This is a genomic window from Thermoanaerobacter brockii subsp. finnii Ako-1 (assembly GCF_000175295.2).
GTDB classification, from domain to species: Bacteria; Bacillota; Thermoanaerobacteria; order Thermoanaerobacterales; family Thermoanaerobacteraceae; genus Thermoanaerobacter; species Thermoanaerobacter pseudethanolicus.
The window spans coordinates 2,255,001-2,273,006 of the sequence record NC_014964.1; the positions used below are offsets into that span (position 1 = coordinate 2,255,001).

Annotated in this window: 17 protein-coding genes, 2 tRNA genes, 1 other RNA gene, 2 pseudogenes and 1 riboswitch; all 22 genes and pseudogenes read right to left on the reverse strand. The window is 34.1% G+C overall.

The features are described from left to right. Positions 1-33: 33 nt before the first annotated feature. Entirely contained in the window at positions 34-297 is a 264-nt protein-coding gene (locus THEBR_RS11110) for a DUF1657 domain-containing protein (protein ID WP_003867368.1), read from the reverse strand. Positions 298-377: 80 nt separating this feature from the next. Then, on the reverse strand, positions 378-650 hold the full coding sequence (locus THEBR_RS11115; RefSeq protein WP_003867369.1) for a pro-sigmaK processing inhibitor BofA family protein: 273 nt from the start codon (positions 648-650) through the stop codon (positions 378-380). Positions 651-705: 55 nt separating this feature from the next. Continuing rightward, complete coding sequence (locus THEBR_RS11120) at positions 706-978, reverse strand: DUF2508 family protein (RefSeq protein ID WP_003867370.1); 273 nt, start codon at positions 976-978, stop codon at positions 706-708. Positions 979-1,027: 49 nt separating this feature from the next. Next, entirely contained in the window at positions 1,028-2,200 is a 1,173-nt protein-coding gene (locus tag THEBR_RS11125) for an HD-GYP domain-containing protein (RefSeq protein WP_012269786.1), read from the reverse strand. A gap of 54 nt (positions 2,201-2,254) precedes the next feature. Further along, positions 2,255-2,638: a fluoride efflux transporter CrcB gene (gene crcB, locus THEBR_RS11130; RefSeq protein WP_012269787.1), complete on the reverse strand. Its 384-nt coding sequence runs from the start codon at positions 2,636-2,638 to the stop codon at positions 2,255-2,257. Beyond that, positions 2,635-3,039, reverse strand: a complete 405-nt coding sequence (crcB, locus tag THEBR_RS11135; protein WP_009052031.1) for a fluoride efflux transporter CrcB — start codon at positions 3,037-3,039, stop codon at positions 2,635-2,637. Before crcB (THEBR_RS11135) ends, crcB (THEBR_RS11130) begins: the two co-directional genes overlap by 4 nt. Positions 3,040-3,100: 61 nt before the next feature. Further along, positions 3,101-3,160: riboswitch (Fluoride riboswitch) on the reverse strand. A 48-nt stretch (positions 3,161-3,208) separates the two neighbouring features. After that, positions 3,209-3,808: a recombination mediator RecR gene (gene recR, locus THEBR_RS11140; RefSeq protein ID WP_003869947.1), complete on the reverse strand. Its 600-nt coding sequence runs from the start codon at positions 3,806-3,808 to the stop codon at positions 3,209-3,211. Between the two features lie 9 nt (positions 3,809-3,817). Then, complete coding sequence (locus THEBR_RS11145) at positions 3,818-4,153, reverse strand: YbaB/EbfC family nucleoid-associated protein (protein ID WP_004399453.1); 336 nt, start codon at positions 4,151-4,153, stop codon at positions 3,818-3,820. A 66-nt stretch (positions 4,154-4,219) separates the two neighbouring features. Beyond that, positions 4,220-5,776 carry a DNA polymerase III subunit gamma/tau gene (dnaX, locus tag THEBR_RS11150; protein ID WP_012269788.1) on the reverse strand — a complete coding sequence of 519 codons (1,557 nt, stop codon included), beginning with the start codon at positions 5,774-5,776 and terminating at the stop codon, positions 4,220-4,222. A gap of 62 nt (positions 5,777-5,838) precedes the next feature. Continuing rightward, positions 5,839-7,737, reverse strand: a complete 1,899-nt coding sequence (locus THEBR_RS11155) for an HD domain-containing phosphohydrolase (protein ID WP_012269789.1) — start codon at positions 7,735-7,737, stop codon at positions 5,839-5,841. A gap of 133 nt (positions 7,738-7,870) precedes the next feature. Then, positions 7,871-8,137, reverse strand: an RNA gene (gene ffs / locus THEBR_RS11940) — signal recognition particle sRNA large type. A 19-nt stretch (positions 8,138-8,156) separates the two neighbouring features. Next, a tRNA-Ser gene (locus THEBR_RS11160) sits at positions 8,157-8,250 on the reverse strand. A 14-nt stretch (positions 8,251-8,264) separates the two neighbouring features. Then, positions 8,265-8,355 (reverse strand) — tRNA-Ser (locus THEBR_RS11165). A gap of 4 nt (positions 8,356-8,359) precedes the next feature. Further along, positions 8,360-8,806, reverse strand: coding sequence for a tRNA adenosine(34) deaminase TadA (gene tadA, locus THEBR_RS11170; RefSeq protein WP_003867379.1), 447 nt, complete (start codon positions 8,804-8,806; stop codon positions 8,360-8,362). Between the two features lie 118 nt (positions 8,807-8,924). After that, positions 8,925-9,134: pseudogene (locus tag THEBR_RS11945) on the reverse strand (DUF1646 family protein); the annotation flags it as partial. Between the two features lie 15 nt (positions 9,135-9,149). Next, the gene (locus THEBR_RS11175) at positions 9,150-9,875 is read right to left on the reverse strand and encodes an SGNH/GDSL hydrolase family protein (protein ID WP_003867381.1); all 726 of its coding nucleotides are present in this window, start codon (positions 9,873-9,875) and stop codon (positions 9,150-9,152) included. A gap of 306 nt (positions 9,876-10,181) precedes the next feature. Then, positions 10,182-11,594 (reverse strand): annotated as a pseudogene (ltrA, locus tag THEBR_RS12180) (group II intron reverse transcriptase/maturase). A gap of 448 nt (positions 11,595-12,042) precedes the next feature. Further along, complete coding sequence (locus THEBR_RS11190; protein ID WP_012269794.1) at positions 12,043-12,846, reverse strand: Rpn family recombination-promoting nuclease/putative transposase; 804 nt, start codon at positions 12,844-12,846, stop codon at positions 12,043-12,045. A gap of 65 nt (positions 12,847-12,911) precedes the next feature. Further along, entirely contained in the window at positions 12,912-13,307 is a 396-nt protein-coding gene (locus THEBR_RS11195; protein ID WP_012269795.1) for a prepilin peptidase, read from the reverse strand. Further along, complete coding sequence (locus THEBR_RS11200) at positions 13,304-16,573, reverse strand: peptidoglycan-binding domain-containing protein (RefSeq protein WP_012268852.1); 3,270 nt, start codon at positions 16,571-16,573, stop codon at positions 13,304-13,306. The genes THEBR_RS11195 and THEBR_RS11200 overlap by 4 nt, the downstream gene beginning before the upstream one ends. Positions 16,574-16,664: 91 nt before the next feature. After that, positions 16,665-17,333: a hypothetical protein gene (locus THEBR_RS11205; RefSeq protein WP_012268851.1), complete on the reverse strand. Its 669-nt coding sequence runs from the start codon at positions 17,331-17,333 to the stop codon at positions 16,665-16,667. Positions 17,334-17,412: 79 nt separating this feature from the next. Then, positions 17,413-17,994 (reverse strand): type II toxin-antitoxin system MqsA family antitoxin, encoded by a 582-nt coding sequence (locus THEBR_RS11210; RefSeq protein WP_012269797.1) that lies wholly within the window; start codon positions 17,992-17,994, stop codon positions 17,413-17,415. Positions 17,995-18,006 lie beyond the last annotated feature (12 nt).

The window sequence follows — 18,006 nt, forward strand, 5'->3', positions numbered from 1 at the left end:
ATAAATTGATTGGAGGCACAAGGCCTCCACAAACTATTTTTTATTGGTAAGAACATTTTGTTGATTCTGCTGAGTTGCTTGTTGAGTAGCTTGAGACTGTTGATTGAGTTTGTTGTGGGTATTTATATAATTTAACCTATTAGTGAGCATAGTAACATGTCTCTGCATGTCTTGTTGCATCTGTTGAAACATTTGTTTTGCAGCAGGGTCGTCTGTAGAGCTTGCAAACTGCGCATAAGTTCCAAGGGCAGCTTGCGCTGCTGCAATAGCCTTTTCCATATCGCTCTTGACAGTCATAAAAATCCTCCTTTTATTTGTTTTACATAATTATTATTTCAAAAAGGAGGATTTTTAAACTGTTTATTTTTGTTGAAACTTCAAACAATATACTGAAGAATTATCAAAAGAATAATCCCAGGGATGCCTAAAAAACCCGCAACAAGAGCAGTAAAAGGATTTATAGCTATATATAAGCCGATGGATTTTCCTAATAAATTGATAATAAATAAAATCAATCCACCAATAATTCCATTTATTATAATTCTTAACAAAAATTTTCTTGGCACAATTAATAACCAACCTAAAAAGTAGAGGAGAAATAAGCCTATTAAATAAGCGATAATTATATTGTATTCAATGCTTATGTTCATATAAAAACCCCCTAAGAGTTTATACTGTTATATTTATACTTAGGGGGAGGACAAATTATGATAGGAGAGACGAAAAATTATCAAAATTTATTCCCTCTTCTTTTGCTTTTTTCAATAAATATATGTACTTTCTCTTTAAACTCTCTAACCGATATATAGCATAATCTACTAAGTCAGGGTCTGTTACATTTTGAAAATAAATTTCTGCATCTTTCAATTCTTTTATCGTTTGTCTCACTTCATTTACCAATTGATAGTTCTCACTATTGTAGTCATATATATTTTTTGTTACCGCAATCTCTTTTAAATAATCGAAAAGCATTCCCATAATATACCTCCTCAACCGTATTATTTCCTAAAATACGGTTGAGTATACATCAAAGTACCACTTCTTTTAAAATTTCTAAAGACTCTCCGCTTACTTTATTATCTTTCACCGATTTTGCAATAATGTCTATCGCCTGCTTCGGTTCAAGTCCCTTTCTATAAGGCCTGTCTTCTGTCAATGCTTGATACATGTCACAAACCGCCACATGTCTATCAATCTCTCCAATTTCGTCACCTTTTAATCCCTCAGGATACCCGCTTCCATCTAATTTCTCGTGATGATTTGCGGCCCATTCTGCTATATCATCTATTCTTCCTATTTCTTTGAGTATTTCTTTAGTATAATAGGTATGAGATTTTATAACCATAAACTCCTCTTCAGTAAGCTTGTCCGGTTTGTCAAGAATAGAATTAGGTATGGCTAGCTTTCCAAGGTCATGAAGCAATCCCGCAATTTTTATTTTTCGAGAAGTTTCTTCATCATATCCTATCACCTTAGCCATTTCATAAGCTAACTTTGAAATACCTTTAGAATGGTTATAGGTAAAACGGCTTCTATTATCGATAATCTGTGCGAAAGCTTCTGCTATATCCTCTAATTCCTTAATTCCTATGATAATTGTGTCTTTAGGTTCAATCCTTTTTAATAAACTTTTTATATCAAAAAATTTATAATCAAGCCAAAATTTTTCTTGTCTTGTAAGGTCAAGTAATGCATTTGCAACCACGGGATTAAACATCTTGCCAGTACCACTTTTTATACCTTCTTTGATATTATTCCGAATATTATACTCACTTTCTTTCCCAACCGATGAGGTGTACCGTATATCAAATTGATCAGATATAAAAACAATTTGAGCTCCTAAAGGAATAGAGTCCCCATTTAGTTTAAAATGTCCGCTTCCATCGTAATTTTCATGATGATATCTTATAATATCCGAAAAATTTTCTCCAAAAGGCAACTTCTTTACAATCTCACTTCCTCTTTCACTGTGTTTCCACCATTCGTCTTTGTTAAAATCTTCGTATACATCTCCTTGTCCTATATCATGTAACAAAGCAGAATAGTACACTTTTTTTGTATCTTCTTCATTTAAATTTAACATCTCTGAAATCCTTAAAGAAATATAAGCCACTCTTCTTGCATGTCCCATGTTCTTATACTCTTGCACGTCAAGGGCCAAAGATAAAGCAGACAGCAGATTATTATAATTCAAATTCACATTTTATTCCTCCTAACTGATATTTATTTTCAACTAATATATATTATACACTAACTAAATTAAATTTCCTATATAAAATCCGACATAATATCCCAATATTCCCCCTATTAGTCCAAATATAATTGTCAATGACATGTATATAAAAGCATGAAAATATTTTTTATCCTTGATTAAGTATACTGTCTCATGTGAAAAAGTTGAATATGTTGTAAAAGCACCTAGAAATCCCGTTGTCAGAAAAAGTTTAACATCATAGCTTAAATTTACATTTATTTTAGGACTTGATAAGAAATTTAATAAAAACGCACCTAATACATTTATAATAAAAGTTTCGATGGGAATAATTATCTCTCGGTTTTCCTTTATATGCCGCGACATTTCATATCTCAATATTGCTCCAAAAATTCCTCCAATCCCCACATACAGTATATTTTTCACTGTTCTTCCTCCCGTTTCTTTAATAAGTCAAAAATTTTGTCAGCAAATTCAAATCCTAAATAAGACATCAAAAGGCCTCCCATTATCGATAAAATCATATAACTTAGAGCAATATAATCTTTCCCTGCTTTTAATAAATTTATTGTTTCCATACTAAACGTGGAAAATGTTGTAAAAGCTCCAATAAATCCTGTTGTTATCGCTAACCTCAAATTAGTATTTACCTTGTACTCATCCATAGCAAAATTAGCAATAAAACTTAACAAAAAGGAACCTAAAATGTTTATTATAAAAGTTTCAAAGGGAAATACAGTGTGATACATTTTTGTAAAGTAAATTGTTATTAAATATCTCAGTACTGCTCCAAAAAATCCTCCAATCCCTATATAGATGTATTCCATGAAAATCTCCTTTCCGTTTACATTTTGGGGCAATAAAAAGGCCCCTATTAGGCCTTATATCCTCCTAATAGGAGCCATCAGCGTTTCCGCATTTATGGCGAGCTCCATCACCTTATGGTATTTATCACAAATTTATTATAATAAACTACAAATGAAAATGCAATACCTTTTACAATTCCCTTCTACCTTCAAGAGCCCTTGAAAGAGTTACAACATCGGTGTATTCCAAGTCACCACCTACCGGCACCCCATGAGCAATCCTTGTGACTTTTATTCCTAACGGTTTTAATAGCTTAGCAATGTACATTGCTGTCGCTTCTCCTTCTATGTCAGGATTTGTAGCAAGTATGACTTCTTTTACATTTCCATTTTTTACTCTGTCTAAAAGTTCTTTAATTTTTATATCTTCAGGGCCAACGCCCTCTATAGGAGAAATAACACCATGAAGTACATGATACACTCCTTTATACTCTCGTATTTTCTCCATTGCAACAACATCCATAGGATGAGAAACAACACATATAAGAGAATGATCTCTTTCTTTATCACTACATATGTTACAAACCTCTGTGTCAGTTATGTTATAACAAATTCTACAATACTTTATCTTTTCTTTTGCATCAATAATCGCTTGAGACAAGCTTTTTACCTCTTCCAAAGGCATATTTATTATGAAAAAAGCAAGCCTTTGTGCTGTTTTAGGACCTATACCGGGCAACTTTGACAGTTCTTCTATAAGCTTCGCTATAGAAGTAGAATAATAGTTCATTTTTTCACCTCAAAACAGTCCAGGAATGTTTAATCCTCCGGTTATCTTTGCCATTTCAGAAGCAATCATTTCTTCTGCATTCCTTAACGCTTGATTAACCGCAGCTAATACAAGGTCTTCTAACGTTTCTACATCATCTTTATCTACAACATCAGGATTTATTTCAATACTTACAAGTTCTTTTCTGCCATTAGCAACTGCTTTTACCATCCCACCACCAGCAGTAGCTTCTACAGTCTTTTGCATTAGCTCTTCTTGCATTTTCTTTATTTCTTCTTGCATCTGTTGGGCTTGTTTAATCATGTTATTTATATTAAACCCGCCCGGAAATCCGCCTTTTGCCATAACACTATAACCTCCTAAATTTTATTCTAAAAATATTTATATGCTTTTTTGAATTATTTGTGAAAATTATATTATCTCTATATCTTCACCAAAAAACTCCTTAACTTGCTGTACAAGTAATTCCTCTTCATTTTTTCTTAATTCAAACTTCAAAGGAATTGCCTTCCCAACTAGTTCTTTTAATATTCCTTCAATAAAACTTTTGTTTTCCGCTTTGCTCAATTCCTCCTTTAATAAAGCATACTCTTCAGGATATTCTACCACAATTGTTCCTTTTTTTAAATAAGGAATCCCTTTTTCTATAAAGGCATACAAAGCTATTCTTTCTTTTTTTATCATTTCTTTTACTTCAGCCCACACCTTTTCTAGATCTATATCCTCTTGCTGTACTATTTGCGATGCCACGTTTTCTTCTTTTCCTTCTTCTGGCGAATTTATTTTTTTATTTTTCTCTTCTTTTTCTTCCCTCAAAAAAAATTGTCCTTTTTCTAATTTGTCTTCTATTTGTTCTACTCTTGCTAACAAACTCATCATATCGTAAGAAATTTCCGGCTTTATCAACCTCAAAATAGTCACTTCTAAAAGGGTTAACGGAGATATAGCATATCTAACTTCTTTTTGTAGATTTATAAATTTTTCTAAAGCGTTAGTCAAAAAAGCTGTACCAAAGTTTTGCACTCTTTCTTTTACAGTTTCTACATCGCTATACAAAATTTCTTTTAATTCTTCTCCTCCTGTTTTGTAAAGCACCATATCTCTCAAAATATAAGTTAAGGACTTTAAAAAATTCCCCACGTCTATTCCATAAGACAAAATTTTATCTAATTGTTTCAATGAAGCTGCTACATCTTTAGCATTCATGTAATCTAAAAGAGAAAATAACATTTCATCATTAGCTACACCCAACATTTCGCATACATCTTCATAGGTTATAAGGCCTTCTTTGTAAGAAGCACATTGTTCTAGTAGACTTATCGCATCTCTCATAGAACCATTTCCATAGATGGCAATAGTTTTAAGTCCCTTTTCTTCGATTTTTATTCCACTGTCATTGCAAATTCTATCAAGATTTTGAGCAATTAACCGCGTAGGTATTCTTTTAAAGTCAAACCTTTGACACCTTGATAAAATAGTATCAGGCAATTTGTCCGGTTCAGTAGTAGCAAGAATAAAAATCACATGAGGAGGAGGTTCTTCCAACGTTTTTAAAAGAGCATTAAAAGCCCCTGTAGAAAGCATATGCACTTCATCAATTATATATACTTTGTACTTAGCTTGAGAAGGAGCGTAAATTACAGACTCTCTCAATTCTCTTACATCATTTACACTGTTATTAGACGCAGCATCAATCTCTAAAACATCCATCGTAGTGTTGTTATTTATAGCTTGACAAATCTCACAAGAATTACAAGGCTCTCCATCTTTATTATTTAAACAATTAACTGCTTTTGCAAAAATCTTAGCTACACTGGTTTTTCCTGTTCCTCTTGTACCTGTAAAGAGATAAGCATGTCCTATCTTTTTTAACTTTATTTGGTTTTTTAAAGTTCTTACAATATGTTCTTGCCCCACCACTTCTTTAAAACTTCTTGGCCTATACTTTCTATACAAAGACTGATACATGTTTAACACCTCGTTATTTTCAATTGTAACAAAAAAAAAGATATATTTCTACATCTAAAATTTTAAGAAACACTTTCAAATATCTGATTTTTTACTTCCTCTAGCTTTTGCCTCGCATTCATGTAAATTGAGATAAATACATCTACTATTTCAGGATGAAATTGAGTACCTTTATGTCTTAAAATTTCATTTACTGCTTCTTCAATAGTCATTCCTTTTCTATAAGCTCTATCAGAAGTCATTGCATCAAAGGCATCAGCCACACCAAGAATTGCTGCTTCTATAGGGATTTCTTCGCCTTTTAAACCATAAGGATAGCCTTTCCCATCATATCGTTCATGGTGTTTGGAAATAGCTTCTAATATTTCTTTCGGCAGATCTATAGGCATTAAAATTTTTCTTGATATCTCTGGATGACTTTTTATAACGTTATACTCTTCTTCCGAGAGTTTGCCTTTCTTTAGAAGAATAGTATCAGATATACCTATCTTTCCTATATCATGTAATATCCCTGCAATCCTTAATTGTTCTATTTTTTCCCTTGAAAAGCCCATATATTCCCCTATTAAAACAGCATATTGAGATACTCTCATAGAATGTCCTTTCGTATATAAATCCTTTGCTTCCATTGCATAAGCTAAAGCTTCTATAGTCTTTATATAGACTTTTTTAATCTCGTCATACAGTTTGGAATTTTCAATTGCCACAGACACTGCGCTGGCAATAGATCTCAATAAACTCATATTTTTGACCGTATTTGCTGCAGTCCAAACTGTTAAAATTCCCTTAGTTTCATTTCTAAAAATTAAAGGCACTATCACAACTGAATAAACATCTTTAGCTGCAAAAATAGGTGTTATTTTTTCACTATGAGAAAACTCTTCTACATCTTTTATTTTTATTTCTTTTTGATTTACTAATTCATTTATGTCCTCTTCTGATAATTTAATTTCTTCATAGACAGGATAATCTTTTAATTCTCCCCCTTTTACAAGTAAAACAAACTTATGAAAATACGGATTATATTCTCTTATAGTGCACAAAGGTGAATTTAACAATTCAGCAACTTTTTCTACTATGTTATTCAATACCTCTTTTATGTCACTTCCCGATGTAAGTAGCCTTCCTACATCACTAATAGCCAATATTTCATTATTCTTTTCAGCTATCTGTTTTTTTACATAATACATTTCTGTAATATCTCGAGAAATGCCTTGAATGCCTACCACTTTTTCATCAATTTTTAGCCTTTTAACATGGGTTTCTGTTATAACCAATAAGCCTTCTTTGTTTTTAAAATTGATTTCTGAAAAATTAATTTTACCTTCCATCATGTTTTTCAAGATTTCTCTGCTGTCTTCATCTACAATTTCAAAAATGCTTTTTCCTATCAATTCGTGAGGAGTATAATTTAAATACCTTATAACTCGTGAATTGACAAATTCAATAATAAAATTTTTATCAGTCACCCACAAAATATCCCGAATATTTTCTACTAACAATCGATACTTTCTTTCAGAAATTTCTAATTCATGAGTCAAAGCCTCTAATTGCTCGTAGGAAGCTTCTAATTCCGCGTTAAACTCCTGTAATTCTTCATTTTGTTGTATTAAACTTTCTGTTTGTTCTTTTAATTTTTTATAACTTTGAGATAAGTCTCTAGCCATGGAATTAAAATTCTCTGAAAGTTCCCTAAGCTCTTTTGAATCAGTAATATTTAACTGATAATCAAAATCCCCCCGAGAAATCCTTTTAACAGCTTCGTTTAATTTTTCAATAGGTTCAGACAATTTTTTAGATAAAAAACTCGATAACCCCAGCGAAATTAATAAAATTATTCCCCCTATAAAAACTCTATTTTCAAACCCTGACAAAAAATAAGCTAATGACAATGAGTAAACAATTACAGAAATTCCAAATAAAGTAAAAAATATCCGTGTATTATAATATCCTTTAAACATACTATCCTCCATCTCTTTTCTTTTGTAAGAATAAGTTCCCTATATTTATTTCGGCTAAAAGCCTTCAAATTTTAAGTAAAAGTTATAAAAAATAATAAGAAATATTTTCCAGTAAAAGAGCAAAAATAAAAGGCCGTACACCCAGCTTCGACCTGCCACCATAAGCGTTACATAAGCAGTTAGCTCCACTCAAGCTCCCCTGCGGCACACGGAAGTGTTTGCTTACCGCTGCTTCCTTCCGGACCTGACGGGGTTCGCAAATTTCCGTTGCGCAGGACTCAAGTATCAACGCCACTTACTTATGCCAGACCTTACAATGGTCAGGCCTCAGCCTGGGAATTCGACCCTGCTATAGCGGGTTGCAGGTTATAGGGCACCGCTACCTCCCCATCTAGTACGGCCAAGAATTACCTTTTTCATGGCGGAGAGAGAGGGATTCGAACCCTCGGTACCCCTTTTAAAGGGTACACACGATTTCCAGTCGTGCACCTTCGTCCACTCGGTCATCTCTCCACATTTATTTTTCATGGCGGAGAGAGTGAGATTCGAACTCACGAGGCGAAAAATTCGCCCACTCGCTTTCGAGGCGAGCGCTTTCGACCACTCAGCCATCTCTCCGCACCTATTCCCTTAAATTTTCAAAGAAGTCTTTTAAAAGAGTTTTGCATTCTTCTTCCATTATTCCAAAATACACTTCTGTTTTACTTCCTAAATAGCTGTTATTTAAAATATCAACTACTGTACCTGCAGCACCAGATTTATCACTTTCTGCCCCTATATACACTCTTTTTATGCGAGCTTCTAAAATAGCTCCCGCACACATGGGACAAGGCTCTAAAGTCACATACATGCTACAGTCATCAAGTCTCCAACTGCCAAGAGTTTTACAAGCTTCCTTTATCGCTATAATCTCTGCATGGGCTGTAGCATCATTTGTAGACTCTTTTTGATTAAATCCTCTTCCAATTATTTGTCCCTCTTTTACAATGACAGCTCCAACAGGTACTTCACCTAATTGGTAACTTTTTTTCGCCTCTAAAAGAGCTGCCTCCATAAACTTATTAATCATATACTCCACCGCAAGCAAAAGTAACTACACTCTTATTTTTGCTTTTTATTTGTCCTCTGCATAAAGGTATTTTATCAGAGAATTATTTAAGTGTCAAGTATGCTCCTCCTTGACTTATTTAAATCACAAACAATACAATATAATACACTATCAAAAGTATTGCACCTAGAGGAACAGCAATTCGTGCCCTTTCAGTACTTTTTATTTTTAATTTGCCCGCTGAAATGATGTTTGGGATATTACCTTGAATTAACATTCCTCCACTAATAAGCATTCCCATTAAAATAGCCCTTATCTGTTCCGGCGTCATTGAGGAAAAAATTTCGGCTTAATCTTTATATGCTCACTCTTTTAAAAGATATGCATAATTTCTTTGCAGATATTCATATATCTTATGTGCTATTATTTTATGTCCCTTCTCATTAGGATGAATACCATCAGTGCAAATAAATTGCCTAAAATCGGGATAATCTAAAAAAGCGCTCCTTATATCAATAAGCCTTGTCTTTGTTTCTTCTGCTATACTTAATATAGCTGAGTTATACTTTTCCTGCCACCAATATATTTTAGTAACACTGCCTAACCACTTTAAAATGTTTTTGCCCATCTCTTCACTGTTTTTGCTTATCCATTTAAAATATCTGTCAGCATCCAAAGGAGGTAATGTCATTAACACAGGAATTATGTTTGCATCCTCTAAGGATTTTATCAATTCTTTGAGCTTTTCTTTAAAAATATAAAAATCTGTTTTGGGGCTATGCTCATCATAAGGATTCTTCGCAATTTCTTCCCAATCGAAATCACAGTCATTTCCTCCAAATTCTATCAGAACTATATCAGGTTTATCTTTTAACAAATACCTCTTTAAAATGTCAATACCTTTTAAAAGAGTATTTCCAAACTTAGCAATATTTTTTACTGTTCCTTTTATGTTGTCCTTTAGTAAATTTACATAATTTACGTCTGATATAACGTATTTACTTTTTTCCTTACTATATACTACACCCTTTGAAATAGAATCCCCTGCTACAACGATATCATAATAATTTTCCAATGTCATGCCGGCCATTTTTATCACTTCCCCATAAATTTTTTATTTACCAAAACATTAATGGGCATCAACCTACTTGTAAGCAAAAATTAGTTTTTAACTAAATTTCATCATCATTATACCACTAATAATCTTTTACACAAATAGAAAAAATTTTTACCAAAATATCAATTTACATTAATACTCAGCCTTCACGTTAAAAAACAATAAAAAATTAAGTTAAATTAGAGCTTTTTATAGTAAAAATCGAGTAGGAGCTGAATAATTATTTTATTCAGCGTCCTCTCACACCACCGTACGTACCGTTCGGTATACGGCGGTTCATTAGGAATTGTGTACAATTAGATATCTTTGGGATAAACTCTTATAACCTATGCTTTCAAAGTATTTATTTGTAAGAGTCTTATTTAGGATTGGGCTATTGGATATTCTCCAGTAGCCTTTCCTTGTATTGGCGTATTCCCAGGCTTTTTGTTCTTCTACTCCTAGTTTTACTAGGTTATCATGCTTCGTTTTTATCTTCTTCCATTGTTTCCATATACATGCCCTTAGTCTTCGCCTTATCCATTCGTCAAGGGTTTTCATTATGCTTTTTCGCGTCTGCTAATCCAAAATAGTTGACCCATCCTGTCGTTATTTGATTTAGTCTTTTTATTCTGTTTTCCATGCTTATTCCCTTGTTCCGATTGGTTATTTCTCTTACTTTTTCCTTAAACCTTTTGATGGATTTTTCATGGATTCTTATTCTTACTTCGTTTTCTTTTGTATAGAATGAAAATCCAAGAAATTTTCTTCTCCATGGTCTATCTACAGCACTTTTTGCTTCGTTGACTTTTAGTTTAATTTGCTTTCTATGAATTTCTTTATGCTCTTCATTACTCTGTTTCCTGCAGACCTGCTTTTTACATATATGTTGCAGTCATCTGCATATCGGCAGAATTTATGCCCTCGTTTCTCAAGTTCTTTGTCTAGTTCGTCCAACATTATGTTTGCTAATAGGGGACTTAATGGCCCTCCTTGGGGTGTCCCTTCTTCTGTTGATACTTTGACTCCGTTTATCATTACTCCTGATTCTAAGTATCTTCGTATTAACTTTAGTACCCTTTTGTCTCCTATCCGCTTTTCTAGTTTGGACATTATTATGTCGTGGTTTACTCTGTCAAAGAACTTTTCTAAGTCCATATCTACAACCCATGTATATCCTTCATTTATATATGCTTCTGCGGCTTTTATTGCGTCTTTTGCACTGCGTCCTGGTCTAAATCCATAACTGCTATCAGAAAATGTATGGTTGTAGACTCTATTTAGTATTTGGGCTATTGCTTGTTGTATTAGCCTATCTAGTGCTGTAGGTATTCCTAGTAGTCTTACTCCTCCATCTGGTTTGGAAATTTCTACTCTTCGCACTGGTTGTGGTTTGTATTTCCCCTCCAGCAGTTGTTGTTTTATGGTTGCCCAGTTTTCTTTGAGATACGGTAGAAGTTCATCTACTTCCATCCCATCGACTCCATGGCTTCCTTTATTTGCAACAACGCGCTTGTATGCTGCTCTCATGTTTCCTCGTTCTACTATCATTTCAAGCATCTTGCTGGTATATCTTTGTACCTCGTTTCTTCCATCTCTTGACGCCGATGATATACTATGCACTTCCGTTGTCTTTTGAAATTCCATTTCTCTATCCAACGGATAGCCTCTTTGTTGAGTTGTCTGCAGTCTTTGCATATCTTTCGAGTCCATAAGATTTCCAAAACCTCCTAACGTTCGGTCCTTCCTTATCTATTCATGTCTAGATAAGTACTATGACCTCTGCTGACTTCTCAAGGTTCAGCCATACATCACTGCATGGGTTGTCACTTCAGATTTTACTCCCATGACTTATCCTTGAGACCTCCCCGGGTAAGAACGATAACTTTCATCTCATATATCTGCCAGATTTACTATATGGGATTCGGGTAGTGTTGGACTTCGTTTTGTTACGCAAACTCATCCATCCCAATTCAGCCTCTTATCTGGTTCTTGTTCATCAGACCGAGATTTTGCCTTAAGCTTCCTTCAGATTCCACCTCACGATGGACACCCTTGCTCTTGGCTAGTGGTTCCCACTACCAAGCCCACAGCGGACTTTCACCGCCTAGTTATCGCCCATGCCGGGCGCACATAAATAAAAAGAGCCTTTTGTGGCTCTTTAATTTAACAACTTCTTTATTTCTTCTACAGATAACTTTGTAATTTGGGCAATCTTATTAATATCCATTCCTTCTTTTAGAAGTTCTCTGGCTATTTCTATACTTTTTTCTTTTTTACCCTTTTCTAAAATATTTTTATATACCTTTGATTCCTCAAGTATTGACATACCTATCACCTCTGAAAAAATTTTCTCTATGACTTCCTCATCATAGATTATTCCTGCCAGAATTTCGGCTGTTGTGACTATATAACTTTTCTTTGCTTTATCCACTGGCATATCTCTTATTACCTCAGCACATTTTCTAAGATATGCTTCTTTTTCTTTTTGTCTTTTATCTTTATCAGCCACGGGTAAAAAAGTGTATAAATCGTAATATTTAGTTTTAACAATATCCTCAAATTTTATTTTCCCTACATCTATTATTCTATAGCGAAAGTTTAACAAATTTTCTTCTCCTAAATGATAGTTCAAATTATTTTCCATTTTTAACTCATTTTTACTGCAATAAACTACCACTTGGTAAGGTAGTAAATTATGCTTTTCCATTATTTCTGTAGCGTATCTTAGCATTCTATAAGGCATTTTGCTGTCATTATAAGTTTGAAATTCTATATGTAGAGCTATATCTCTATTTTCAGTAGTACACTTAAATACCATATCACTTTCTCTGCTTTCAATCGTGGTAAATTCAATGTTTAGTTCATCAAGCTTTGTAAATTTAAGACCCAAAAAATATGATGCTATGTCATCGGCAAGATTTGAAAAAATATTTTTAGCTGTAATGTCGTATTCTTGTGACATATGAAAATCCTCCTTTTACTTCTACTGTAATTATAGCATTTTTGAAAGCTGTAAAACAGGTCTTTTTAAAAATTTACAAAAAAACTTATTATTGTTCCAGCAACAACGGCAGGCATAAAAGGTATCTTTGCTTTGAATTTACGAAGAGCAAGGGAGTACAGGAGAAAAATTAAAGAAGAAAATAAAAGGATATCCCATATCTTAAAACCTGCATAGAAAGCCAGAGCAGTCAAAATTTTTACGTCCCCTCCGCCTATTCCTCCTAAAAGCCAGAAAAGAAAAAGAACAATGAATATTAAAAGAGAATTAAGCAGCATAAAATTTAGATTTATATAAGGATTTAATAATACATTTATAAAAGAAAGAATTAAGATGGAGGCAGGGTAGATGTATCCTACCTCCATCTTTTTTATGTCTTCTACAGCTGCAAAAAATAGAATTAGTAAGATTAGTATTTTCATTTAAAAATCACCGTCCAGTTATCTTGCTCTGACTTTTTCCACTGTGGATCAGGAAGATTAAATTTTGAGTCTGCATAAAAGCCATTTACAGGGATTTTAAGCTGTACTTCGGCTGTTTTTCCATCTTCAGCAGTGAAGTAAATATACAGTGTTGAATTCTCATCTCCTGGTTTATCATACTGGAACTTCATTACTGCGCTTCCTGTAACGTCACCTATATTTTTTATAACCGAATAAGGCTCTACATAAAGTACACCCTTATTTTGATACCTGTTTATCACGTGTACTGCTCTTATGCTGGTGATTTTTTTGTTAAAGGTGTATGAAATGTTCAGAGTCATATCGCAGACAGAGCCGTCTTCTCTCGTGTGCTTGTTAGTAAACACATATTGAGGTGTTTTTGATATTGTTACAGTACCTCTTAGCTTATCCATTTCTGACGAATAAGGCACTGTAACTTCCTTTTTGTTGTTGCTTAAGTCTAAATCATATTTATTTGTATCTGTTAATTGTATTTCAGCTACCAGAGTAATGTCAGTATTTTTTCCAGGATAGCTGAAGCTGAATGTCTGTGTGGAGTTACTGTTAAACTGCACAGATTTTGTTAAAAACACAGAAGAATCAGCTTTGTCATAAACTTTTACAACACCATTAACAGGGAATGCATAGCTTTTCTGCAGTCCCACTGTTACAGAGCCTGTGTAGGTTTCATCAGGGACTACATAGGTAGTTCCCGGATTTATGCTTGCAATATATAAATCCACTCCATTGTTCGCTTTAACAAGTGTTTGTATCTTATTATTGGAAAGGTTAGTCTCATAATATTTATCAGCACTTGCTAATGATATTTCTGCTACTAGTATCATATCAGACGATTTTCCTGTGTAGTTAAAACTGACTGTCTGTGTAGTATTGCTTGTAAATGACACTGTTTGAGTTTTGAATGGCGAAGATGGATTAGCTGCATCATATATCTTTAATGTTCCCGTAACTGGATATCCTGATATAAAAGAAGCATTTTGGAGTCCTACTACTACTGAACCTGTGTAGGTGTGCCCTCCTACCATGTTTGAAGTTCCTGCATTAAGATTAGTGACATATAAATCCACCAACCTTTTTGCAGGTGCAGTAAACTGCCTTGTATTGTTTGTTTGATTATAATCCCAGTACTGCAAATAAGAGTCTGGATTTGATGGTGGATTGGGCTGTACTACTGCTATTAAGTTTCTATCTGAACTTGTCCCTGTAAAGCTTAAATTGACTGTTTGAGAACTGTTGGGACTTAAAGTGATTTGTGCACTTGCTACAGCATTTGCAGTATTGAGTCTTACAGGGTCTCCGGTTATAACTGTATTGAAATTAAAACTTCCTGCATCATATAAGGCTACTGTTGCAGGAATACTTGTTGAACTATTACCTAAACTTACTGTGACCTGCACAGTGTAATTTTTATTTGGCTCCATATAGCCTATTGGATTTACGTTTGTAATTGCCAAATCTATACCATTTTTCGCAAGGTAATATACGTATATTCCATCAGAAGTTTCTGTTGCAACTAAACCGTGTGCTATAGAAACTTCTCCTGTAGCTGGAGCATTTAATTGTATTGTTCCATCTCCATCTATTGTCCAGTCAGATTTTTTGATCGTGACAAAATAATTTCCTACATTAGCATATATTCTGTCTGCTCCGACAGAAACAGCAGAATATACGATATAGTTTGGAGAATTAGGTAGTTGAGATTTTAAACTGGAGGAAGAAAAATCTATTTGTTTTATAACATTTAAATTATTTTTATCTAAAACAACAATTTTTCCGTGTTGTTTTGAACTATCTGAATAATAATATGGAATGTATAAATATCTATCGTCTACAGCTGGGGAATGGTTAACAAGGTTGTTTGTATTCCTAAGGTTTCCGTTTACTGTAAGATTTAAGGTGCTGCTGAAGATATTATTTATTTTGTAGATACCACCAAGCACATCAGTGAAGTAGGCGTTTGAGCCGTCTACTGAAAAACTTGCTGGAATACCTATGCCTGCACCAGCATAGGCTTTTGAAATATTTATTCCCCATGCATAGTTCCATTGATATACAGGTCTTATATAAGTTCTTGTTAATTTACTCCCAAGCTTTTGCCACGTTTGTGGTCCGACTATTCCATCTACCGTAAGCCCATTTTTACTTTGAAAATCTCTGACTGCTGCTTCAGTTCCTGAACCAAATTGTCCATCTTCAACAAGAGAATAGCCTATAATATTAAGCGTTTCTTGAAGTATCTTAACTCCATTTCCTGTGCTGCCTAATTTTAAGATGTCTGTTCTTGAAGATATTGTTGAAGATGAAATGACATTGAATAAATCACTAAATCTAATTCTGTAAAGATAGCCATCTGCGGTTTTGTTAGGCTCATGTGTTGTACCGATTATAAAGCCTGTTTCAGGTGATGTTTCTCCTGCGTTTACTGGTGCTGCTGATGAGCTTATACGTGTATAAGTGGTGCCTAATGCGATATCTGTAATTCCAACATCGCTAAAATCATCGGTAAAATAGCCTATTGAAACATGTCCTCCGTTCCCATCTCCTACCACCACAATATTATATCCCTGCCATCTCATCATAAGTGGAGCAGAAACTATATCAGTACCGCCTCCCGTTGTTGTATTGATTCTTACTTTTAAAACAGGCGAGCCATTTATTATTTGGTATATAAAAACATATCCATCCTTTGAACCTGCTGCAATGTACTTGTTACCGTTTGGTGATACATAATAGGTTGGATGGCTGCCAGATGGATTGGCTGGTACTGTGGAAGACCCATATACAGGCAAAGGCCCCCATTTTTTATTGCTGTTTGGAACAATTTTGGGTGTAAATGTGTAGGGACTTGTGCTTGTATTAAAATCGTATAAACTTTTTGAGTATGGAGATATACTTTCATAAGCATACAAATTATTGCCATTGAACGCTATAACTATTGGCTGAGAAGCATTGATACCTAATTCTTTTGGGCTTATTATCAAAGGCTGGCTTAAGCTTTGCCCTAAGCCAGTAACATACCATCCCAGCTTAGCCCTTGTTGTGCTTGTGACCTGTGTTGCTGCTATTCCACCGTACATCTCATAATTATATCTCGTTCGGTTTTGATTGAAACCGAAAGATATAATATCCATATATGCCAAGCCTTTTAGTATAAAGGCTAATAATAAAATTCCTATAACAGTAAAAACAATTATTTTGCGTTTGTTTACTTTAATTTTTGACACAGAAAAATCACCTCCAAAAAAATAATAAAAAAAGAGATGCGGATAACATCTCTTTCTGTTATTCTATATTAAGTTTTACCTTATTTATTATTTATGGCGGTGGTGGAGGACCGGGTATATCTCCATCATATTCAGATTCTTTTACACCATCATCTGAAGTATTTGAACTACCACTACCCGAACTACTTCCACTTGAACTGCTTCCGCTACTTGAAGTTGTTCCACTGGATGTAGTTGTTCCACTTGAAGTTGTATTTTCTGATGATGTAGTAGTGCCTGATGACGTCGTATTAGACGTTGTATTAGACGTTATAGTTGTAGTTGTCGGTGTCGTTGTTTCCGTTGTGGTTGTTGATGTTGTTGTTTTGGTTGTAGTCGTTGATTTTGTACTTGTAGTTGTGCTGTTCTTAGTTGTTGTATTAGTTGTTGTAGTCGTTTTTGTATTTGTTACTGCTGTTTTGTTTTGCTCTTGCTGTTGTTTTTGTTCCTGCTGTTGTACTTGTTCTTGATTTTGTACCTGCTCCTGTTGTTGCTGCTGTACTTCCTCTTGAGTTTGTTCTTGTTTTTGCTCTTCTTGTTGTATTTGTTCTTGTTGTTCTTGCTGCTGCTGTTGTGTCTCTTTCTGCTCCTGCACTTGTTCCTGTACCGCAGCAGCTTTCTTTTCTTTGTATGTCTCTATTAATTTCGGCGCTGCTATTGTAGCAGAGCCTACCAATAAGCCTATGCCTACTATTGCTATTGTTCTTTTTATGTCTATCATGGAATCATCTCCTTTCCGTTAATATAATTATAACATAAATTAGAAAAATATATGGAAAATTATATCAACTTCATTCTATTTAAATCACTTTAATTAAAATCTCTTCAACAAATTTATCGGTAGTTTTTCCTTCTCTTTTAGCTTTCTCTTTCAGTAATTTATAGAGCTCTTCAGAAATTTTAAGAGTATTTTCTCTCTCTTCTTTCATCTCTTCTATCCTCCGTATCAGTCTTGCTTTTTCTCTCTGGCTTAAAACATCTTCATTTTTCTCAAGAAGTTTTTCCATGTTTTTTGGGTCTTTTAAGAGCATTAGCAAGTTACTTAAAGACTTTTCAGGTAAAGCTCCGGTCTCATACCTTGCAATAGAAGCTTCGCCTATGCCCAAAAGTTTCGCAAAAGCCCTTTGACTTAAGCCGTAATTTTCTCTAATATTTCTTATTTCCTTTGTTGAAAGTATGCCGTGCTTTTCCCTATATATGTCGTAAACTCTCTTTATGTTTCCTTCCTCTAATTCCTCATCAAACAGCTCCTCACCACACACACTGCATACCCTTATTCTTGCTAAAGCCTTTATTTCATCTCCTCTGACGTTCGATGCTTCTTCTTTTTCAATTATCTCTGTTTCTTGCTCTATCCCGCAAACAGGGCAAAACTTTTTCACACTTTCCACCTC